The sequence below is a fragment of the Zobellella iuensis genome, assembly GCF_016746085.1.
GTDB lineage: Bacteria > Pseudomonadota > Gammaproteobacteria > Enterobacterales > Aeromonadaceae > Oceanimonas > Oceanimonas iuensis.
On sequence record NZ_JAERTZ010000025.1, the window covers coordinates 89,534 to 107,027 of the forward strand.

15 protein-coding genes and 2 tRNA genes are annotated in these 17,494 nt (G+C 61.2%); 9 read left to right on the top strand and 8 right to left on the bottom strand.

The window, feature by feature from the left end:
• The first annotated feature begins 106 nt into the window (after positions 1-106).
• Complete coding sequence (locus tag JKV55_RS11270; protein ID WP_202085313.1) at positions 107-760, top strand: response regulator; 654 nt, start codon at positions 107-109, stop codon at positions 758-760.
• 192 nt (positions 761-952) lie between these two features.
• Here JKV55_RS11270 and JKV55_RS11275 read toward each other — a convergent pair whose 3' ends face one another.
• The 3 genes from JKV55_RS11275 to JKV55_RS11285 all read right to left on the bottom strand — a co-directional run bounded on the left by JKV55_RS11275 (position 953) and on the right by JKV55_RS11285 (position 3,684).
• A complete protein-coding gene (locus JKV55_RS11275) occupies positions 953-1,327 on the bottom strand; it encodes an Hpt domain-containing protein (protein ID WP_202085315.1) in 375 nt (124 codons plus the stop codon).
• Positions 1,324-2,700 (bottom strand): sigma-54-dependent transcriptional regulator, encoded by a 1,377-nt coding sequence (locus JKV55_RS11280; RefSeq protein ID WP_202085317.1) that lies wholly within the window; start codon positions 2,698-2,700, stop codon positions 1,324-1,326. The genes JKV55_RS11275 and JKV55_RS11280 overlap by 4 nt, the downstream gene beginning before the upstream one ends.
• Positions 2,701-2,925: 225 nt before the next feature.
• A complete protein-coding gene (locus JKV55_RS11285) occupies positions 2,926-3,684 on the bottom strand; it encodes a Nif3-like dinuclear metal center hexameric protein (RefSeq protein ID WP_202085325.1) in 759 nt (252 codons plus the stop codon).
• 51 nt (positions 3,685-3,735) lie between these two features.
• Here JKV55_RS11285 and JKV55_RS11290 point away from each other — a divergent pair, with 51 nt between their 5' ends.
• Positions 3,736-4,548 (top strand): DUF1853 family protein, encoded by an 813-nt coding sequence (locus JKV55_RS11290; protein WP_202085327.1) that lies wholly within the window; start codon positions 3,736-3,738, stop codon positions 4,546-4,548.
• Between the two features lie 4 nt (positions 4,549-4,552).
• Here JKV55_RS11290 and JKV55_RS11295 read toward each other — a convergent pair.
• Positions 4,553-4,626, bottom strand: a tRNA-Cys gene (locus JKV55_RS11295).
• A gap of 11 nt (positions 4,627-4,637) precedes the next feature.
• A tRNA-Gly gene (locus JKV55_RS11300) sits at positions 4,638-4,713 on the bottom strand.
• 192 nt (positions 4,714-4,905) lie between these two features.
• Here JKV55_RS11300 and ggt point away from each other — a divergent pair.
• The 3 genes from ggt to JKV55_RS11315 all read left to right on the top strand — a co-directional run bounded on the left by ggt (position 4,906) and on the right by JKV55_RS11315 (position 8,679).
• A complete protein-coding gene (ggt, locus tag JKV55_RS11305; RefSeq protein WP_202085328.1) occupies positions 4,906-6,627 on the top strand; it encodes a gamma-glutamyltransferase in 1,722 nt (573 codons plus the stop codon).
• A gap of 159 nt (positions 6,628-6,786) precedes the next feature.
• Entirely contained in the window at positions 6,787-8,340 is a 1,554-nt protein-coding gene (locus tag JKV55_RS11310; protein ID WP_202085330.1) for a methyl-accepting chemotaxis protein, read from the top strand.
• Positions 8,341-8,343: 3 nt separating this feature from the next.
• Positions 8,344-8,679: an MGMT family protein gene (locus tag JKV55_RS11315; protein WP_202085332.1), complete on the top strand. Its 336-nt coding sequence runs from the start codon at positions 8,344-8,346 to the stop codon at positions 8,677-8,679.
• Positions 8,680-8,691: 12 nt separating this feature from the next.
• Here JKV55_RS11315 and JKV55_RS11320 read toward each other — a convergent pair whose 3' ends face one another.
• The gene (locus JKV55_RS11320; RefSeq protein ID WP_202085333.1) at positions 8,692-8,856 is read right to left on the bottom strand and encodes a hypothetical protein; all 165 of its coding nucleotides are present in this window, start codon (positions 8,854-8,856) and stop codon (positions 8,692-8,694) included.
• Between the two features lie 132 nt (positions 8,857-8,988).
• Complete coding sequence (gene topA, locus JKV55_RS11325; RefSeq protein ID WP_202085335.1) at positions 8,989-11,613, bottom strand: type I DNA topoisomerase; 2,625 nt, start codon at positions 11,611-11,613, stop codon at positions 8,989-8,991.
• A 335-nt stretch (positions 11,614-11,948) separates the two neighbouring features.
• Between topA and astB the strand changes: the two genes are divergently transcribed.
• Positions 11,949-13,286 carry an N-succinylarginine dihydrolase gene (gene astB / locus JKV55_RS11330; RefSeq protein WP_202085337.1) on the top strand — a complete coding sequence of 446 codons (1,338 nt, stop codon included), beginning with the start codon at positions 11,949-11,951 and terminating at the stop codon, positions 13,284-13,286.
• 62 nt (positions 13,287-13,348) lie between these two features.
• Here astB and sohB read toward each other — a convergent pair whose 3' ends face one another.
• The gene (sohB, locus tag JKV55_RS11335; protein WP_202086842.1) at positions 13,349-14,368 is read right to left on the bottom strand and encodes a protease SohB; all 1,020 of its coding nucleotides are present in this window, start codon (positions 14,366-14,368) and stop codon (positions 13,349-13,351) included.
• A gap of 150 nt (positions 14,369-14,518) precedes the next feature.
• Here sohB and JKV55_RS11340 point away from each other — a divergent pair, with 150 nt between their 5' ends.
• From JKV55_RS11340 to JKV55_RS11350, 3 genes are all read left to right on the top strand, one after another.
• A complete protein-coding gene (locus JKV55_RS11340; protein WP_202085339.1) occupies positions 14,519-15,286 on the top strand; it encodes a YciK family oxidoreductase in 768 nt (255 codons plus the stop codon).
• Positions 15,287-15,385: 99 nt separating this feature from the next.
• Positions 15,386-16,285, top strand: coding sequence for a LysR family transcriptional regulator (locus JKV55_RS11345; protein ID WP_202085341.1), 900 nt, complete (start codon positions 15,386-15,388; stop codon positions 16,283-16,285).
• 60 nt (positions 16,286-16,345) lie between these two features.
• A complete protein-coding gene (locus JKV55_RS11350; RefSeq protein ID WP_202085346.1) occupies positions 16,346-17,482 on the top strand; it encodes a MalY/PatB family protein in 1,137 nt (378 codons plus the stop codon).
• The last annotated feature ends 12 nt before the right edge of the window (positions 17,483-17,494 follow it).

Genomic DNA, 17,494 nt, shown 5'->3' on the forward strand with positions numbered 1-17,494 from the left:
GGTAAAATTGCTTACCGAATGCCACTATTGCCCTGTCGGTATGCTTTGCATATGCTGGTGATCGATTACCATACCGACTCTCTCATTTCACAGAAGCAACGACGCCATGACACAAGCCCAACCCGCCACCCTGTTACTGGTCGATGACCACCCGCTGATGCGCAAAGGGATCAAAACCTGGATCACCGCTGCCGGTCCTTTCAACGTGGTGGCCGAAGCCGACAACGGTGCCGAGGCCCAGCGCCTGGCCGCACAAATCAACCCGGATCTGATCCTGCTCGATCTGAACCTGGGTGAGGAGCAGGGTTCGGACGTGCTGCTGGCGCTGAGGCAACAGGGTTACCAGGGCAAGGTGGTGATCCTGACGGTCTCCGACAGCCAGGACGATGCCCAGCGCCTGCTCGATCTGGGCGCCGATGGCTACCTGCTGAAAGACATCGAGCCCGAATCGCTGATCCCGGCCCTGAAGCAGGCCCTGCTCGGTGACAAGCCGGTCAGTGAAAAACTGCAGGAAGCCCCGCGCCATGCGTCGGCCGAGCACCTGGCCGGCCTGACCTACCGGGAGCGCCAGATCCTGGCCCTGCTGGCGGAAGGCTTCAGCAACAAGCAGATCGCCGACAACCTCAACATCGCCGAGGGGACGGTAAAAGTGCATATGAAGGCGCTGATGCGCAAGCTGGACGTACAGTCCAGGCTGGAGGCTGCCCTGATCTATCTTAACGGCAGAGAGCCCCAGAGTAGCAAACCGCAAAAAAATTGACTCTCAAATTGCAAAAAATCGCACCCTGCATCGTTCAAAAAACACCCGCCAGGGCCGAAAAGCCTGACAATACGCGGAGTTGAAAAGTTGGCACGATAATTTCATATACTATTACAGTCGTTTTTATCCCGTGCTCTCTTCAGCTCCCGCTGAAGTTCGGTCAACCCATTGGGTTGACCATTTTTTTGCCTGTCAACCACGACCGAGCCGGGCCTCGAGCTCACTCAAGGTGGCATCCAGGCTCTGCTGCCACGCCAGCATCTGCTCGGCCACCTTGTCCGTGTCCCGCGCGCGACAGGACTGCTCCAGTTTTTCGCTCAGGAAATGACAACGCAGGGCGCCATAGCTGCCACAAGCCGACTTCAGGCTATGACAACAGTCCGCCATCCGCCCATAATCCCGTTCGGCAAAGGCCCGACTGAGGATAGCACCCTGTTGGCGGCCATCTTCCACAAACAGCGCCAGCAGCCGGGCCAGCACGTCGGCGCCCAGATCCTGCTCAAGCCGCCGCAGCTGATGCGAGTCAAGCAGTGGCAACCGTGCCTGCAGCTTCAGCCAGTCGGTCATGCTTCCCTCCCCCAACTTTGCAGCTTGCGATAGATGGTGGAAGGGCTCACCTCCAGCAGGGCGGCGGCGCGGGAAACATTGCCCTGGCAATGGTTGATGGCGCTTTCGATCGCCTGCCGCTCCAGCATCGCCAGCGGAATGACCCGTGGCGAAGCGGCATCGGCAAGCACATGCTGGGCGGCACTGTGGGAAAGCGGCTTGTCCAGCGGTGCCGGCAACATGTCCAGCTCTATCCACTCGCCGTGGTGCAGCACCACGGCGTTGCGGATCACGTTCTGCAACTGGCGAACATTGCCCGGCCAGTGGTAGGCCTGCAGCCGATCCTTGGTGGCCTCGGACAAACCGACGAAGGACTTGCCTTCTTCGCGGGAAGCCTGCCGTACCAAGGCGGTGGCGATGCTGAGCACGTCCGTTCCCCGCTCCCGCAGCGGCGGCAGGTGCACCGGGATCACGTGCAGGCGATAGTAGAGATCTTCCCGGAACCGCCCCTGCTCCACCTCGACCAGGGGATCCCGGTTGGTGGCGCAGACGATGCGCACATCCACCTTGATCTGCCTGGAGCTGCCTACCGGCTGAATCAGCCCGGTCTGCAGAAAGCGCAGCAACTTGCTCTGCAGCTCCAGATCCATTTCGCAGATTTCATCCATAAACAGGGTGCCGCCATCGGCCCGGATCACGGCGCCGTCCCTGTCCTGCAGGGCGCCGGTAAAGGCGCCCTTGATATGGCCGAACAGCTCGCTCTCCATCAAATCCTTGGGAATGGCGGCGCAGTTGAGGGCGATAAAAGGTCCCTCGGCCCGGCCGCTCAACTGATGGATGGCTTCGGCGCAGACCTCCTTGCCGGTGCCGCTTTCGCCGGTGATAAAGACGGTGGCGCTGCTGGGAGCCGCGTTCTCGATCAGCCGGTATACCTTCTGCATCGGCAGGCTCTCGCCGATAAAACCCTGGAAGCGCTTCTGCTCTATCTCATGCCGGAACCTGTCCACCAGCTGATTGAGATGGCGGAACTTCATGGTGTTGTGCAGCGTCACTTTGAGCCGCTCCGCCTCCACCGGCTTGTTGATGAAATCGTGGGCGCCCAGGCGCATGGCGTCCACCGCCACATCGACCGAACCGTGGGCGGTCATCACTATGGTGGTCACCTCCGGGTGCTCCCGGTGCAGCCATTGCAGGATTTCCATACCGGGCATGTCCGGTAAAATCAGGTCAAGCAACAGAATGTCCGGTGGCTGCTGGCGAATGTGTTCCAGCGCCTGCCGGCCGTTACTGACTACCGTCAGCGACAGGGGTTCATCCTGCAGATAGGCCTGATAAAGCGCCGCCAGGGAAGGCGTATCCTCTACCAACAAGACATTCAGTCTTTCATCTACCATCTTCTATCTCTCACTTTTAAACCGTCCGGCTGGTCTTTTTAATGCTGACCATGAAAAAATACTTGCAGCAAATTAACTTCATGTTAACATGAACTCAACATCCAGTGTGACTCATTTGTCACCCTTACCACTGCTCATTTTGTTGTTAGGAACGACGACAGTTTATGCCTGTGTGGCTGCTGCGAAACCAGGGTATTCATGTACCCTGGTCTTTTTTTTGCCCGTTCAGGCCGGATTGTCGATGTCTGCAAAGCTGACCCTGAGCCCGTGCTCCGCCGCCAGCCATTCCCCCAGCGCCTTGATGCCGTAACGCTCGGTGGCATGATGGCCGGCCGCAAAGAAATGCAGTCCCAACTCCCGGGCCACGTGCACGGTTTGTTCCGAGACCTCACCGCTGATAAAGGCATCCACGCCCTGCTCGGCCGCCAGCTCGATAAACCCCTGGCCACCGCCGGTACAGAAACCGACCCGATGGATCAGGGCAGGACCGGCCTCCCCCACATGCAACACAGGCCGTTCCAATCGCTGTTGCAACCGTTCGGCGAGCTGTACCCCGCTTAAGGGATCATCCAACACTCCCTGCATCGCGACGGACAGCGCATTGCCCGGCTCCAGCGGCCCCGTGGTGCGAATACCCAGCAGCGACGCCAACTGAGCGTTATTACCCACTCCGGGGGCAATATCGAGGGGCAAATGATAGGCGTAGAGATTGATATCATGACAGAGCAAGGTCTTGAGCCGTCGCCGTTTCATGCCCCTTATCCGCTCGTTTTCTCCTTTCCAGAAGTAGCCGTGATGTACCAGGAGCGCATCCGCCCCCAGGGCAACGGCATGGTCGACCAGCGCCTGGCTGGCGGTCACACCGGTAACAATATGGCAAACCTCGCTTTTGCCTTCCACTTGCAGGCCGTTCGGACAATAATCCTTGATAGCTTCCACATTGAGCTGCCGGTTTAGCAGCCGTTCGAGTTCCAGGTTGTTCATGCTGGCTCCATCGCGTACGTTTGGCTCATTGTAAAACAAAAGGTGTCACTTATGAGCTATTCCCTCGGTCACCTGTTGAGCCGTCTGACCGATCCCGTGGTACGGGATCTGGCCTGGGCCCTGGCCAGCCCCAATCTGCTGCATGCCATCCCCCAGTCTCCCGATAACTGCTGGTACCGGGCTCTGCTCGGGGAATACCAAGAACGCTTGTTCGAGCTTGATGCGGCACCGGCGGTGCTGCATGCCCACTGCCGGCCTTACCGCCGCCTGGGGCAGTATTTCGAGGCACTCTGGCACTTTTTCCTGCTGGATCATTCCCGCTTTCAGCTGCTGGCGTATAACTGGCAGCAGGTGGTTGCCGGCACCACCCTGGGCGCCTTCGATTTTATTGTGCGGGACAAGCAGTTACAGCGTATCGAACACTGGGAGTTGGCGGTAAAGTTTTATCTGGTCACGGATCCGCGCTCGGCATTCGACAATGCCAGGGGCGTGAATCCTCGCGACAAGCTGCGACACAAACTTGAGCATATGCTCCACCACCAGCTTCGGCTCAGCCAGCATCCGCAAATTCGGGAGCGACTCTCCCGCCAGGGACTGTTGCCCGAGACAAGGCGCCTGATCCTGAAAGGACGCCTCTATTATCCCTCCGCCTGCAAACATTTTTTATGCGAACAGGGAGAGCGCGGACGATGGGGAACCGAGTGGCCGGACGCCTCGTTCGAGCCACAGCAAAAGTTGGGCTGGCTGACGGGAGGTCGCTATTGCGAGCAGCTGGGGGCCAAACAGAATTACAAAAGCAAGGATGGTGCCTGGTACATCAGGGTAGACAAGGAGTGGCTGGACAGCCAAGGCAGAGACGCTTGAAACATGGAGGCGCGTTCCGGAGTCGAACCGGACTAAACGGATTTGCAATCCGCTGCATAACCGCTTTGCTAACGCGCCTTTGCAGAATGTGGAGCGGGAAACGAGACTCGAACTCGCGACCCCAACCTTGGCAAGGTTGTGCTCTACCAACTGAGCTATTCCCGCTTTATCGAGCCGCGCTGCGGCCGATGGATGCGCATTATAGGCAGGCCGGCGGACAATACAAGCCATTTTTCCCTATTGCGGCCCATTTGCTTTAATTTTCAGCGAGTTGAACATTTTTTGGCAGCCATGCCTTTGGCGACCGGCGCCAACCCCGGCTAAGCTTGCTGGCATCCCCTTCCACGGAGGCCGCCCATGCCCCTGCTGTTGCTTGTACTGTTCTGGCTCCCCCCCACTTTTGCCGATACCCCGGCACCGGAAGCAGCCACCGGCTGGCGGAGCAATCCCCTGGCGACGGCAGACAAGGCCATGGTGGTCACCGCCAATCCCTATGCCAGCCAGGCCGCCCGGGACATGCTGCGCCGGGGCGGCACCGCGGTGGATGCCATGATAGCGGCACAGACGGTACTGGCCCTGGTCGAGCCCCAGTCCTCGGGCCTCGGCGGGGGCGCCTTCCTGGTGTACTGGCAGCAGGAGCCGGGCCGCCTGCTCACCCTGGACGGACGGGAAACCGCCCCCTTCGCCGCCCCGCCCGATCTCTTCCTGGACGAACAGGGCCGACCGCTCGAGTTCCTCGATGCGGTGGTCGGCGGCCGCTCGGTGGCCACGCCCGGCACTGTGATGCTGATGTGGCAGGCCCATCAGCGTTTTGGCCGCCTGCCCTGGCGGGAGCTGTTCGCCCCGGCCATCAACCTGGCCCTCAACGGTTTCACCGTATCGCCGCGCCTGGCCCGGCTGGTGGCGGAGGACAAGGCGCAACTGTCACGGGATCCCGACGCCCGCGCCTATTTTTTCGACGATACCGGCCGCCCGCTGCAGCCCGGCAGCGCCAAGACCAACCCCCTGCTGGCGGCCCTGCTGACCCGGCTCAGCCTCGAGGGCCCCTCGGCCTTCTACCAGGGGAAAATCGCCGCCGCCATGGTGGACAAGGTGCAACATGCCAGCCCGCCGGGCTATCTCAGCCTCGCGGATCTAACCGGTTACCGGGTGAAGGAACGGCCGGCACTGTGCGCCCCCTACCGGCAGTATCAGGTCTGCGGCATGGGCCCGCCCAGCTCCGGCACCCTGGCCCTGGGGCAGATACTGGGTATCCTCTCCCACCTGGAGTTGGCCTCGTTAGGCCCCAACTCCCCTCTGGGCTGGCGCTGGATAGCCGACGCCTCGCGCCTGGCCTTCGCCGACCGAAACCACTATATCGCCGACAGCGATTTTGTGCCGGTGCCGGTCACCGAGCTGCTCGAACCGGCATACCTGGCCGGGAGAGCCCGCCTGATTGGCGAGCGCTCCCAAGCCCTGGAACAGGTCACGCCCGGCATACCTGCGCCCCGGCTCGGCCACCTGGCCCCGGACAGCTCCCCCGAATTTGCCGCCACCACCCATATCAGCATCGTCGACCGGGAAGGAAACGCCCTGGCAATGACCTCCACCATAGAGCACGGTTTCGGCTCCCGGCTGATGGTGCAGGGCTTTCTGCTCAACAACGAGCTGACCGACTTTGCCTTCAGCCCCGAACATCAGGGGGCACCGGTGGCCAACCGGCTGGAGCCGGGCAAACGCCCCCGCTCTTCCATGGCCCCGACCATAGTTCTCTATCGGGACAAGCCCCTGCTGGTCATCGGCTCACCGGGGGGCAGCAGCATCATCGGCTATGTCCTGCACGCACTGGTCAATGTGCTCGACTGGGGCATGGACATTCAGGAGGCGCTGCACCAGCCGCATCTCCTGCACCGGGGCAATGTACTGGAACTGGAGCCGGGCGGGCGCAACCAGGCCCTGCAGGCGGAGTTGGAACAACTGGGCTTCGAGACCCGCCTGACCGAGCTCAATTCCGGCCTGCATGGCATCATGTTGCAGCAGGGACGGGTGAGCGCCAGTGCCGACCCCAGGCGGGAAGGGATCGCCCTGGCCGCCGACTGACGGTGTTGTCCCGAATGTTAAATATCAGTCACATAAGTGGATACCGACGTGTGAATTATTCGCTCAGTCGCGTATATTGACGCCCTGGGCCGGGCCCTGCTCAAGTTTGACTGGCCGGGGTCGATAAACAATAACCAGATAACAGAAACTAAAAACCAGATGAACAGAAGAAACCAGAACGTTATTGATGAGGAAATCACCTACAGCGACCAGGAGCAACTGGTTTCCACTACCGATCTGCGCGGCGTCATTACCTATGCCAACGAGGTCTTCTGTCGTGTTGCCGGCTACCAGCCCGAAGAGCTGGTCGGCAAAAACCACAATATCGTGCGTCACCCGGACATGCCCAAGGCGGCGTTTCAGGATCTGTGGGATCGTGTCAAAGCCGGCCAGGCCTGGCGTGGAGCTGTCAAGAATCGCTGTAAAGACGGCCGTTATTACTGGGTAGATGCCTATGTCACTCCCATCTATCAGCAGGGCAAGATAGTAGGATACCAGTCGGTACGCACCCGGCTCGATGACCGGACCCGTGACCGGGCCAGCAAGGCCTATCGCCAGTTGCTGAAACAAGAGCAAAGCAAGAGCGGTTCGTTTTCCGTGCTGAAGCTGGCCATGCCCTGGCTATCGATGGCCGGTTTGCTGGCGCTGCTGGCCGGGGCCTTTTTCAATGGTGGCGCCGGGCAGTTGCTGTGGAGCCTGCTGCCGATAGCCTGGCTCGCCGTCTGCTATCGCAAACCGCTGTTCGGAACCCGTCACTATCTCCGCAGCCTGGGCAGGGACTACGACAGTCTTTCACGGCTGGTGTATTCCGGTGATGAACCCCATTCCATCGCCGATTATCACCTTAAAATGTGGCAGGCCCGCACCCGGACCATACTGGGCCGGGTCGATGATGCCACCGGTTCGCTCAAATCCCTGGCCGGCTCGCTGATGCAGGCCATGACCGGGGCCCGGGACGATCTGAGCCGGCAAGACAGCGATACCCACCAGATCGCCGCCGCCATCGATGAAATGTCGGCCACCGCCACCGAAATCACCCAGAATACCCAGCGGGCCGCCGCCAACGCGGCGGAAGCCCAGCACCAGTGCCAGCAGACCCAGAGTCAGCTGGAGCAGACCAAGCAGAAGATCATCGCGCTGGCGCGAGAAGCCGAACACGCCGCCGAAGCCACTTTTGCCCTCACCCAGGAGTCGGATCGCATCGGTACCCTGATGAACGAGATCCAGGGTATTGCCGATCAGACCAACCTGCTGGCCTTGAATGCCGCCATTGAAGCCGCCCGTGCCGGCGAGCATGGCCGGGGCTTTGCGGTGGTGGCGGAGGAAGTCCGGGCCCTGTCGACCCGCACCCATGGTGCCACCGAGCAGATCCAGACCAGCATCAATCAGATCCAGCAAACCCTCGCCAAGTGGCGCTCCATGATGGACGCCAACATGGAGCACAGCCAGGAGTGTGTGGATGCGGCCGAAGCCGGCAGCTTAAGCCTGGGCCGGGTGGTCGGCGAAATCGACGATATCGTGGGGATCACGGTGCAGATATCGGCCGCCGCCGGACAGCAGCAGCTGGTAGCCGAAGAGATCAGCCGCAATGTCCATCAGATTTCCGAAGCTTCGTCCGCCAACCTGGGCAAGATTGCCCATGTAGAGGCGTCGAGCAAACAGCTGCTGGAGCGCTCCCAGGGGCTCAATGACATGACCCGTACCTTCTCCTGAGCCGTGTCGCCCCACGCTAACGCCGTACTGACCCTGCTGGCCCTGGTTCCGCGGGGAAAGGTGGTCAGTTACGGTCAGCTGGCGGACCTGGCCGGGTTGCCGGGCCGGGCGCGGCTGGTGGGCCGTATCCTGCGGACCCAGGATACCGGGGCCCTGCCCTGGCACCGGGTGGTGGCGGCCTCGGGCCGGATCAGCCTGCCCAAAGGCAGTGAAGGCTGGCATGAACAGCGTCACCGCCTGCAGCAGGAGGGGATACTGGTGAAGGGGGACAGGGTATCGATGAAGCAGCACCAGTGGCAGCCGGATCTGGCTGCCATGCTGATATGGATGGAGCGCTGACGGTGGTACGACTCAGTCGGTTTCCTCCAGTAGCTCGCTGATATGCACCTGAAAGGGGATGGTTTCATCCTCCCGCTGCAACAGGACCAGCTGGTTATTGACGTCGACTTCCAGCACATAACCCGAGCCGTCTGCGGTGTGGCAAATCATGCCCGGTCTTATCTCATGAATATCCATATTCACTCCCCTTAAACAGGCCCGGCCTGTGGTCGTTTAACGTCCCTGATTCATTGCGCCGTACTCGTGCTGTTATTTTGAATGGCTGACCGGACATGCCTGCCCGGTCGCGTTATTGCGGTTTGGCCGTTGTTATTTTCCCTTCTGGCTTTGCCGCCATTTACCATCAGTATAATGAGCGGTCCAGCCGGTGGCTTTTTTATTGACCTCGGTCATCACATATTGTTCCTTGTTTTTGCGGCTGAAGCGCACGACAGCCTTGTTGCCTTCCGGATCCTGGGTCGGGGCCTCAGCCAGATACAGGAACTTGGCCGGCAGCCGATCCTTGAAGCGCACCAGCTCTTCCACCAAGGGGGCCCGGGTTTCCCGGGATTTGGGGAAGTTGCTGGCGGCCAGGAATACCCCGGCGGCACCGTCGCGCAGCACGAAATAGGCATCGGACTGGCTGCACGGCAGCTCCGGCAGGTGCACCGGATCTTCCTTCGGCGGCGCCACTTCACCGCTTTTCAGGATCTTGCGGGTGTTGCCGCAGGCTTCGTTGGTGCAGGCCATGTACTTGCCGAAGCGGCCATTCTTCAGCTGCATCTCGGCACCGCAACGGTCGCAGTCGATCACCGGGCCTTCATAGCCCTTGAGCTTGAACTGGCCTTCTTCCAGTTCATAGCCGTCACAGTCCGGGTTCTGGCCGCACACGTGCAGCTTGCGCTTGTCATCGATAAGATAGGCATCCATGGCGGTGCCGCACTTGGCACAACGGTGCTTGGCGCGCAGGGCGTCGGTTTCCGCCTCGTCATCGTTGGCCAGTACGAAGTCATCACCCGGGATCAGGTTGATGGTCTGCTTGCAGCGCTCCTTGGGAGGCAGGGCGTAACCGGAACAGCCGAGGAAGACCCCGGTGGTGGCGGTACGGATGCCCATCTTGCGGCCACAGGCCGGGCAATCGATATCGGTCAGCACCATCTGGTTGGCGCGCATGCCGCCCTCTTCCGAGGGCCGTTCGGCCTTTTCCAGCTCGTCGCTGAACTCGGCATAGAAGGCATCCAGCACCTGGGTCCAGTTCAGGCTGCCGCCGGCGATTTCATCCAGCTTGCTTTCCATCTGGGCGGTGAAATCGTAGTTCATCAGCTCGGCGAAACTTTCCTGCAACCGGTCGGCGACGATTTCGCCCATTTTCTCCGCAAAGAAACGCCGGCTTTCCACCTTGACGTACCCCCGGTCCTGAATGGTGGAGATGATGGACGCGTAGGTGGACGGCCGGCCGATACCGCGTTTTTCCAGCTCCCGTACCAGCGCCGCTTCGGTGAAGCGGGCCGGTGGCTTGGTGAAATGCTGTTTGGGCTCAAGCCGGTCGAGGTTGAGCACTTCGCCCGCCTGTACCGCCGGCAGTTCGGTGTCTTCACCCTTGCGGCTCTGGGGCGCCAGCACCTTGGTCCAGCCGGCGAAACGCAGGATACGGCCCCGCGCCTTGAGTTCATAATCGCCGGCCTGCACCGTGATGGTGCTGCTGTCGTACTGGGCCGGGACCATCTGGCAGGCCACAAACTGGCGCCAGATAAGGTCATAGAGCCGCTTGGCATCGGCTTCCATACCGTCGAGCCGGTCCGCCGCCAGGGCCACGTCCGAGGGCCGGATCGCCTCGTGGGCCTCCTGGGCGTTGGCCTTGGCGCCGTAAACATTGGGGGTCTCGGGCAGGTAGGACGGGCCGTACTGCTCCTGGATAAAGTCGCGGACCCCGTTGACCGCCTCCTGGCTCAGGTTGGTGGAGTCGGTCCGCATATAGGTGATGTAGCCCGCTTCGTACAGCCGCTGGGCCAGCATCATGGTGCGCTTGACCCCGAAGCTCAGCCGGGTACTGGCCGCCTGCTGCAGGGTGGAGGTAATGAAGGGCGCCGGCGGCTTGCTCTGGGTCGGTTTGTCTTCCCGCGACACCACCTCGAAGCGGCTGGCCCGGAGCGCGTCCACCGCCGCCATGGCTTGCCCTTCGTTGACCGGCCGGAACTCCTTGCCCCGGTATTTTGCCACCATCATGACCAGCGCCAGCTGCTGCTCGTTGCTCAAGGCGGCCTGGATATCCCAGTATTCTTCCGGCACGAACGCCTTGATTTCACGTTCTTTTTCCACGATGAGCCGCACCGCCACCGACTGCACCCGGCCGGCGGACAGGCCCCGGGCCACTTTTTTCCACAGCAGCGGCGATACCATGTAGCCCACCACCCGATCCAGGAAGCGGCGGGCCTGCTGGGCATTGACCCGGTTCAGGTTGAGCTCGGCCGGACGGCTGAACGCCTCCTGAATGGCGGTCTTGGTGATTTCGTTGAACACCACCCGCTTGAAACGGTCGTCATCACCGCCGATCAGCTCCTTAAGATGCCAGGCGATGGCCTCCCCTTCCCTGTCCAAATCCGTTGCCAGGTAGACGGTCTCGGCCTTTTCGGCGAGGCTTTGCAGCTCGGACACCACCTTTTCCTTGCCGGGCAACACCTGGTAATCCGCCTTCCAGCCCTGCTCCGGATCCACCCCCATGCGCGCAATCAGCGCCTGGTGTTCTTTTTGCTGCTTGAGCCGGGCTTTTTCTTCCGGGCTCAGCTGCTTGGTGTCGGCCTTGCGGCCACCGGCTTTTTTCGCGGTAGAGGAGCCGGCGGTAGGCAGGTCACGCACATGGCCGACACTGGATTTGACGATAAAGTCCTTACCCAGATATTTGTTGATGGTCTTTGCCTTGGCGGGCGATTCGACGATAACCAGCGATTTGCTCATAAAGCGCGTATAGATCCTTAAAGTCTGGCCCCGTTCGGGGAATCCGGCGGCAAGGTGATGACGGCTGTATAAGTGAAAAAGCCGTAAAAAGCAAACTTGCCGGGCCTGGGCCGGAAAAAAGTTCGGTGAATTTATATTTATTTATTAACACCCTCATGCCTGCCGGAATCAACTGCTTTTTTTAGCCCGCTGCCTGTTCGACCGCTTTTTATGCATTGTTATTGTTTCGGTGAAATCTGTTGTTAAAAATGGGTTACATCTTCCAAATAAATCCACATATAATAGCAACCCACAGGATTTTCTTGGCCCTTTTCACCATTTAAAAGGACAATATAATGGTACAGTTTGAAGCTAATTTTGACGGTCTGGTCGGCCCCACTCACAACTACGCCGGCCTGTCTTACGGCAATGTGGCCTCTCAAAGCAACGCCCAGGATGTTTCCAGCCCCAAAGAGGCAGCCAAGCAAGGTCTGAAAAAAATGAAGGCGCTGACCGATCTGGGTCTGGTTCAGGGGGTACTGGCCCCCCAGGAGCGTCCCGATATCCATACCCTGCGCCGGCTGGGCTTTACCGGCACCGATGCCCAGGTGCTGGAAAAGGCGTTCCGCGAAGACCCGGTGCTGCTGGCCGCCTGCTGCTCCGCCTCCAGCATGTGGACCGCCAATGCCGCCACCGTGTCCCCCAGCGCCGACACCGCGGACGGCCGTATCCACTTCACTCCCGCCAACCTGACCAACAAGTTTCACCGCTCCATCGAGCATGAAGTGACCGGACGCATCCTCGGCCGGGTGTTTGCCGACGAGCGTTATTTCCGTCACCACCAGGCGCTGCCCACCAACGACTATTTCGGTGATGAGGGCGCCGCCAACCATACCCGGCTCTGTGCCGACTACGGCCAGGCCGGGGTGGAGCTGTTCGTCTACGGTCGCAGTGCCTTCGATCTGAGTGCCCCGGCACCGCGCCGCTACCCGGCGCGGCAGACCCTGGAAGCCTCCCGCGCCGTCGCCCGGCTGCACGAGCTGGACAACGATAGCGCCATCTTTATTCAGCAAAACCCGGAAGTGATCGATCAGGGCGTATTCCACAACGACGTGATCGCCGTCGGCAACCAGAACGTGCTGTTCTATCATCAGGAAGCCTTCCTCAACACCGCCGCGGCGCTGGAGGAGATCCGCCGCAAGCTGCCCGCTACCGAGCTGCACTTCATCGAAGTGCCCACCCATGAGGTACCGGTGCTGGATGCGGTGAAGAGCTACCTGTTCAATACCCAGATAGTGACCCTCAAGCCCGGGCACATGGCGATTATCGCGCCTTCCGAGTGTGCCGAAACGCCCAGCGTCAAGGCCTATCTGGACCGGTTGCTCACCCTGAACACCCCGATCCGGGAAGTGCACTACATGGATGTGAAGCAGAGCATGCGCAACGGCGGCGGTCCGGCCTGCCTGCGGCTGCGGGTGGCGATGACGGCAACGGAACAGGCCGCGGCCAACCAGGCCTGCCTGATGAACGACACCCTGTTTGGTCGCCTCAACCAATGGGTGGACCGACACTATCGCGATACCCTGAGCCTGAACGACCTGCGCGATCCGGCCCTGCTGCAGGAGTCCCGCAGTGCCCTGGACGAACTGACCCAGATACTGCAACTGGGCTCCGTCTATCCCTTCCAGCGGTAGTTAAAAACGGGGACTGGGGACTGAAGTAATAATAATCCCGGATCCCCAATCCCCGTTTTTAATCAGCCAAAGGGCCGCTGGCCCGCCTCATAGAGTTTCATCAAGGCCCGGCTCACGCCGGCTTCCGCCGCCTTGCCCAGTTTGTCCTTCAGGCTGAGCTTTGGCTTGTGGCGCAAGCGGATGATGCGCTTTTCCGCGCTCTGCCCCAGCAGGTACTCGCTGCTGGTCATCAGCTCATCCACCAGGCCCAGTTCTTGGGCATCGATAGCCAGCCAGTGCTCGCCGGTAGCGACCTTGTCCAGGACCAGCGCCGGCCGGTTCTGGGCGATAAAAGCCTTGAAGCGCTGGTGAATGACTTCCAGCTCCTCCCGGAACTTGGCGCGGCCGTGGTCGTCGTTTTCCCCGAACAGGGTCAGGGTCCGCTTGTACTCCCCCGCGGTATGCAGCTCGATGTCGATGTCTTTCTTTTTCAAGAATTTGTTGAAGTTGGGCAACTGGGCCACCACCCCGATGGAGCCGACGATGGCAAAGGGCGCGGCGATGATGCGCTCGGCCACACAGGCCATCATGTAACCGCCGCTGGCCGCCACCTTGTCCACCGCCACCGTCAACGACAACCCATGGGCCTTGAGCCGGCCCAGCTCCGCCGCCGCCAGACCGTAGCCATGCACCAGGCCACCGCCCGACTCCAGGCACAACAGGACTTCATCGCCGGCTCGGGCCAGTTGCAGCAGGGCGGACACCTCCTTGCTGAGGCCACCGACCTCGTGCGCATCCATGCTGCCCTTGAACTCCAGTACATAGAGCCGGTTGCGCTGGTCACCGGCTTTTTTATCCGCCTTGTCGGTCTGTTTGAACTGCTGTTTCAATGCCTTGCGTTCGGCGTCATTCGCCGCCGTGGCCAGCTGCAAGCGTTGCTGCTGCCGGCGCAGGCCGGCACTGAGATCCTCGACCTCCAGCTGGTCGCCGCTTTGTTTCTGCCTGGTGGCCAGCCCGGCCACCAGCGCCACCAGCAATCCGATGGCCAGAACCCAGGTCAGGCTCTTGGCGGCAAACAAGCCGTATTCGTATAAAAACTCCAGCATGCCATCTCCTTAGGGCGTAGTTTGACACTTATTGTAAAAGCCGGATGCGAGAACACCAATCGCCTTTTTTGCTTTCAAACACTGGTATCCTCGACCAGAGTCTGGTTTGATCTGGCCACTTTGAACTCCGCTTAGAGAAAGAGGCACATGCTCGACTATCATGCATCCCCCGAATTACTCAATGGCAAGGTGATCCTGGTCACCGGCGCCGGTGACGGTATTGGCCGCCAGGCGGCGCTCTGCTACGGCGGCCACGGCGCTACCGTGATACTGCTGGGTAAAACAGTGAAGAAGCTGGAGGCGGTATACGACGAACTGCTGGCCCAGGGCAGTCCCGAGCCGGCCATCATCCCTCTGGACCTGCAGGGTGCCACCAGGCAGCACTACCTGGACATGGCCGAAACCATCAAGCAGCAGTTCGGTCGTCTCGACGGCGTGCTGTTCAATGCGGGTCTGCTGGGGGTGCTGGGCCCCTTCGAAATGATCGGCGAGGATGAATGGGACAAACTGATGCAGGTCAACGTCAAATCCCAGTTCCTGATGACCCAGGCGTTGCTGCCCTTGCTCAAGCAAAGCGCTCCGGCCTCGCTGATCTACACCAGCTCCGGCGTGGGCAAGCAGGGCCGGGCTTACTGGGGCGGCTACGCGGTATCCAAGTTTGCCACCGAAGGCATGATGGAAGTGCTGGCCGACGAGCTCGAGAACACCGGGGTACGGGCCAACTGTATCAACCCGGGGGCGACCCGCACCGGCATGCGCGCCCGGGCCTACCCTGGCGAAGATCCGGCGACCCTGCGCACACCGGCGGACATCATGCCGCTGTACCTGTACCTGATGGGCAACGACAGCCTGAACATCAATGGTCAGTCGCTCGATGCCCAGCCGGACAAGGCTCGTACCAGGGCGAAGCAATAAACTGACAGCCCGTGCAACATCGGCTACAACTAATCTTGTTACTATCAATCAGAGGGCCGTCCCTTGCCGGCCCTTGCTACAAGGATGTACCAAGCAGCCATGTTTCGTCCCAAAAGCACGGTAGAGCAGTGGCGGATTTTTCAGGCGGTGGTCGACTGTGGCGGCTATGCCCAGGCCGCGGAAAAACTCAACAAGAGCCAGTCCTCCCTCAATCATGCCGTGGCCAAGCTGCAACAGGGGCTGGGCCTGTCACTGCTGGAAGTCAAAGGCCGCAAAGCCTTCCTGACACCGGAAGGCGAAGTGTTCCTGCGCCGTTCGCGCAAGCTGACCCAGGACATGGAAGACCTGGAGCTGCTGGCCGACGTGCTGGCCAGCGGCTGGGAGCCGATACTGCGTATCGTGGTGGAAGCCTCCCTGCCCCGCCAACCGCTGTATCAGGCCCTGTCCGACTTCGCGCCGCGGGCACGCGGCTGCCAGATCCATCTGGTCGAGGCACAACCCGCCGGCTGCCGGGCCGTGGTGGCCAAGCAGGCCGCCGATCTGGTGTTTGCCTGCCGCGCTTTCCCGGGCGTCACCAGCCTGCCCCTGGCCACCACCACCTATGTCCCGGTATGTGCCCCCACTCATTCACTGGCCCGACTCTCGGAGATCAGCCCCCATGAGCTCGAGCCCGAGCTGGAACTGGTGCTGGCCGATGGCAGCGAGCAGGAGGAAGGCTGGGCGCGGGCAGAGCAACGCTGGATCATCAACCACCTGCACGACGCCCTGTCACTGCTGCGCCGGGGCGTCGGCTTTGCCTGGCTGCCGCTGGATGTGGTGGCTCCCCTGGTCGACAACGGTTCGCTGCAACGGCTGCCCATGGCCAACCAGGCACTGCGCAAGCGCTTTACCCACCTGGTGCTGCCCCGCGCCACGCCCCCGGGCCCGGCGGCCAGCCTGTTGCTGACCCTGACCCGGCACCATTATGGCGATCATGAAACCACCGCCATCATGCCATGAGTCTTGCCAGCCCGCTGTTGCTTCCTTATGCTGACCGCCCACACCCGATAAGGAACCCCCATGTTTGATTTTGATCAGTGGATAGACCGACGCCCCACCCGTGCGCTGAAATGGCTGAAGTATGAAGGCACCGATATTCTGCCGATGTGGGTGGCCGATACCGAATTCAAGGCACCGCCGGCGGTGATCGAAGCGCTGAGTGAGCGGGTGGAACATGGCATCTTCGGCTATAGCCGCCCGAGTCCACAGTTGACCGAGCTGATCATTCAACGCATGCAGGAGCGCTACAACTGGCGCATCGAAGCCGACTGGCTGGTGTACATGCCGGGCGTGGTACCGGCGCTGAACCTGGCCTGCCAGACCTTCAGCGAGCCCGGCAGTGCCATCCTGACGCCCAAACCGATTTACTACCCCTTCCTGCATGCGCCCGGTTTCCATGGCCGCAAGGCCGCCCATGTCGGCATGGTGGAACAAGACGGCCGCTGGCTGTTGGATCTGGACGAGCTCGAGCAGCAGGCCCAGCACAGCGAGCTGCTGCTGTTCTGCAACCCGCATAATCCGGGCGGGACCATCTATACCCGGGACGAGCTGCTGGCCATCAACGACATCGCCAAACGGCACGATCTGGTGGTGTGCTCCGACGAGATCCACTGCGATCTGCTGCTGGACGAAGGCAAACCCCATATTCCCTATGCCGCCCTGGACGACGACGCCGCCAACCGCAGCATCATCCTGATGGCGCCGAGCAAGACCTTCAATATCGCCGGCCTGTGCTGCTCCTTCGCCATAGTGCCCAACCCCGAGCTGCGTACCCGCCTGGTGCGGGCCGCCCGCGGCATCATGGCCGACGTCAACCTGCTCGGTTTTGTCGCCGCCGAAGCCGCCTACCGGGATGGCGATGACTGGCTGCAGGCCCAGTTGGCCTACCTGCGCCGGAACCGGGACCTGCTGGTGGAGCGGCTCGGCCGGGTGCCGGGTGTCAAGGTGCTGGCGCCGGAGGCGACCTACCTGGCCTGGATCGATATCGGCGCCCTGGCGCTGGAAGATCCCATCGGCTTTTTCGAACAGGCCGGTGTCGGCCTCTCTCCCGGCGGCCAGTTCGGCGGCAGCGATTTCGTCCGCCTCAACTTCGGCTGCCCCCACGCCATGCTGGATGAAGCCCTGCACCGAATGATCGCCGCCATCACCAGTCGCTGAACAGGCTCGCGT

What these genes read in the sequence shown, in the direction of transcription:
- JKV55_RS11275 (WP_202085315.1), bottom strand. Translation starts at nt 1,327, where the DNA reads ATGACCGACTGGCTGAAGCTGCAGGCACGGTTGCCACTGCTTGACTCG.
- JKV55_RS11285 (WP_202085325.1), bottom strand. Translation starts at nt 3,684, where the DNA reads ATGAACAACCTGGAACTCGAACGGCTGCTAAACCGGCAGCTCAATGTG.
- JKV55_RS11350 (WP_202085346.1), top strand. Translation starts at nt 16,346, where the DNA reads ATGTTTGATTTTGATCAGTGGATAGACCGACGCCCCACCCGTGCGCTG.
- JKV55_RS11320 (WP_202085333.1), bottom strand. Translation starts at nt 8,856, where the DNA reads ATGGATATTCATGAGATAAGACCGGGCATGATTTGCCACACCGCAGAC.
- JKV55_RS11345 (WP_202085341.1), top strand. Translation starts at nt 15,386, where the DNA reads ATGTTTCGTCCCAAAAGCACGGTAGAGCAGTGGCGGATTTTTCAGGCG.
- JKV55_RS11280 (WP_202085317.1), bottom strand. Translation starts at nt 2,700, where the DNA reads ATGGTAGATGAAAGACTGAATGTCTTGTTGGTAGAGGATACGCCTTCC.
- JKV55_RS11290 (WP_202085327.1), top strand. Translation starts at nt 3,736, where the DNA reads ATGAGCTATTCCCTCGGTCACCTGTTGAGCCGTCTGACCGATCCCGTG.
- ggt (WP_202085328.1), top strand. Translation starts at nt 4,906, where the DNA reads ATGCCCCTGCTGTTGCTTGTACTGTTCTGGCTCCCCCCCACTTTTGCC.
- JKV55_RS11310 (WP_202085330.1), top strand. Translation starts at nt 6,787, where the DNA reads ATGAACAGAAGAAACCAGAACGTTATTGATGAGGAAATCACCTACAGC.
- astB (WP_202085337.1), top strand. Translation starts at nt 11,949, where the DNA reads ATGGTACAGTTTGAAGCTAATTTTGACGGTCTGGTCGGCCCCACTCAC.
- JKV55_RS11270 (WP_202085313.1), top strand. Translation starts at nt 107, where the DNA reads ATGACACAAGCCCAACCCGCCACCCTGTTACTGGTCGATGACCACCCG.
- topA (WP_202085335.1), bottom strand. Translation starts at nt 11,613, where the DNA reads ATGAGCAAATCGCTGGTTATCGTCGAATCGCCCGCCAAGGCAAAGACC.
- JKV55_RS11340 (WP_202085339.1), top strand. Translation starts at nt 14,519, where the DNA reads ATGCTCGACTATCATGCATCCCCCGAATTACTCAATGGCAAGGTGATC.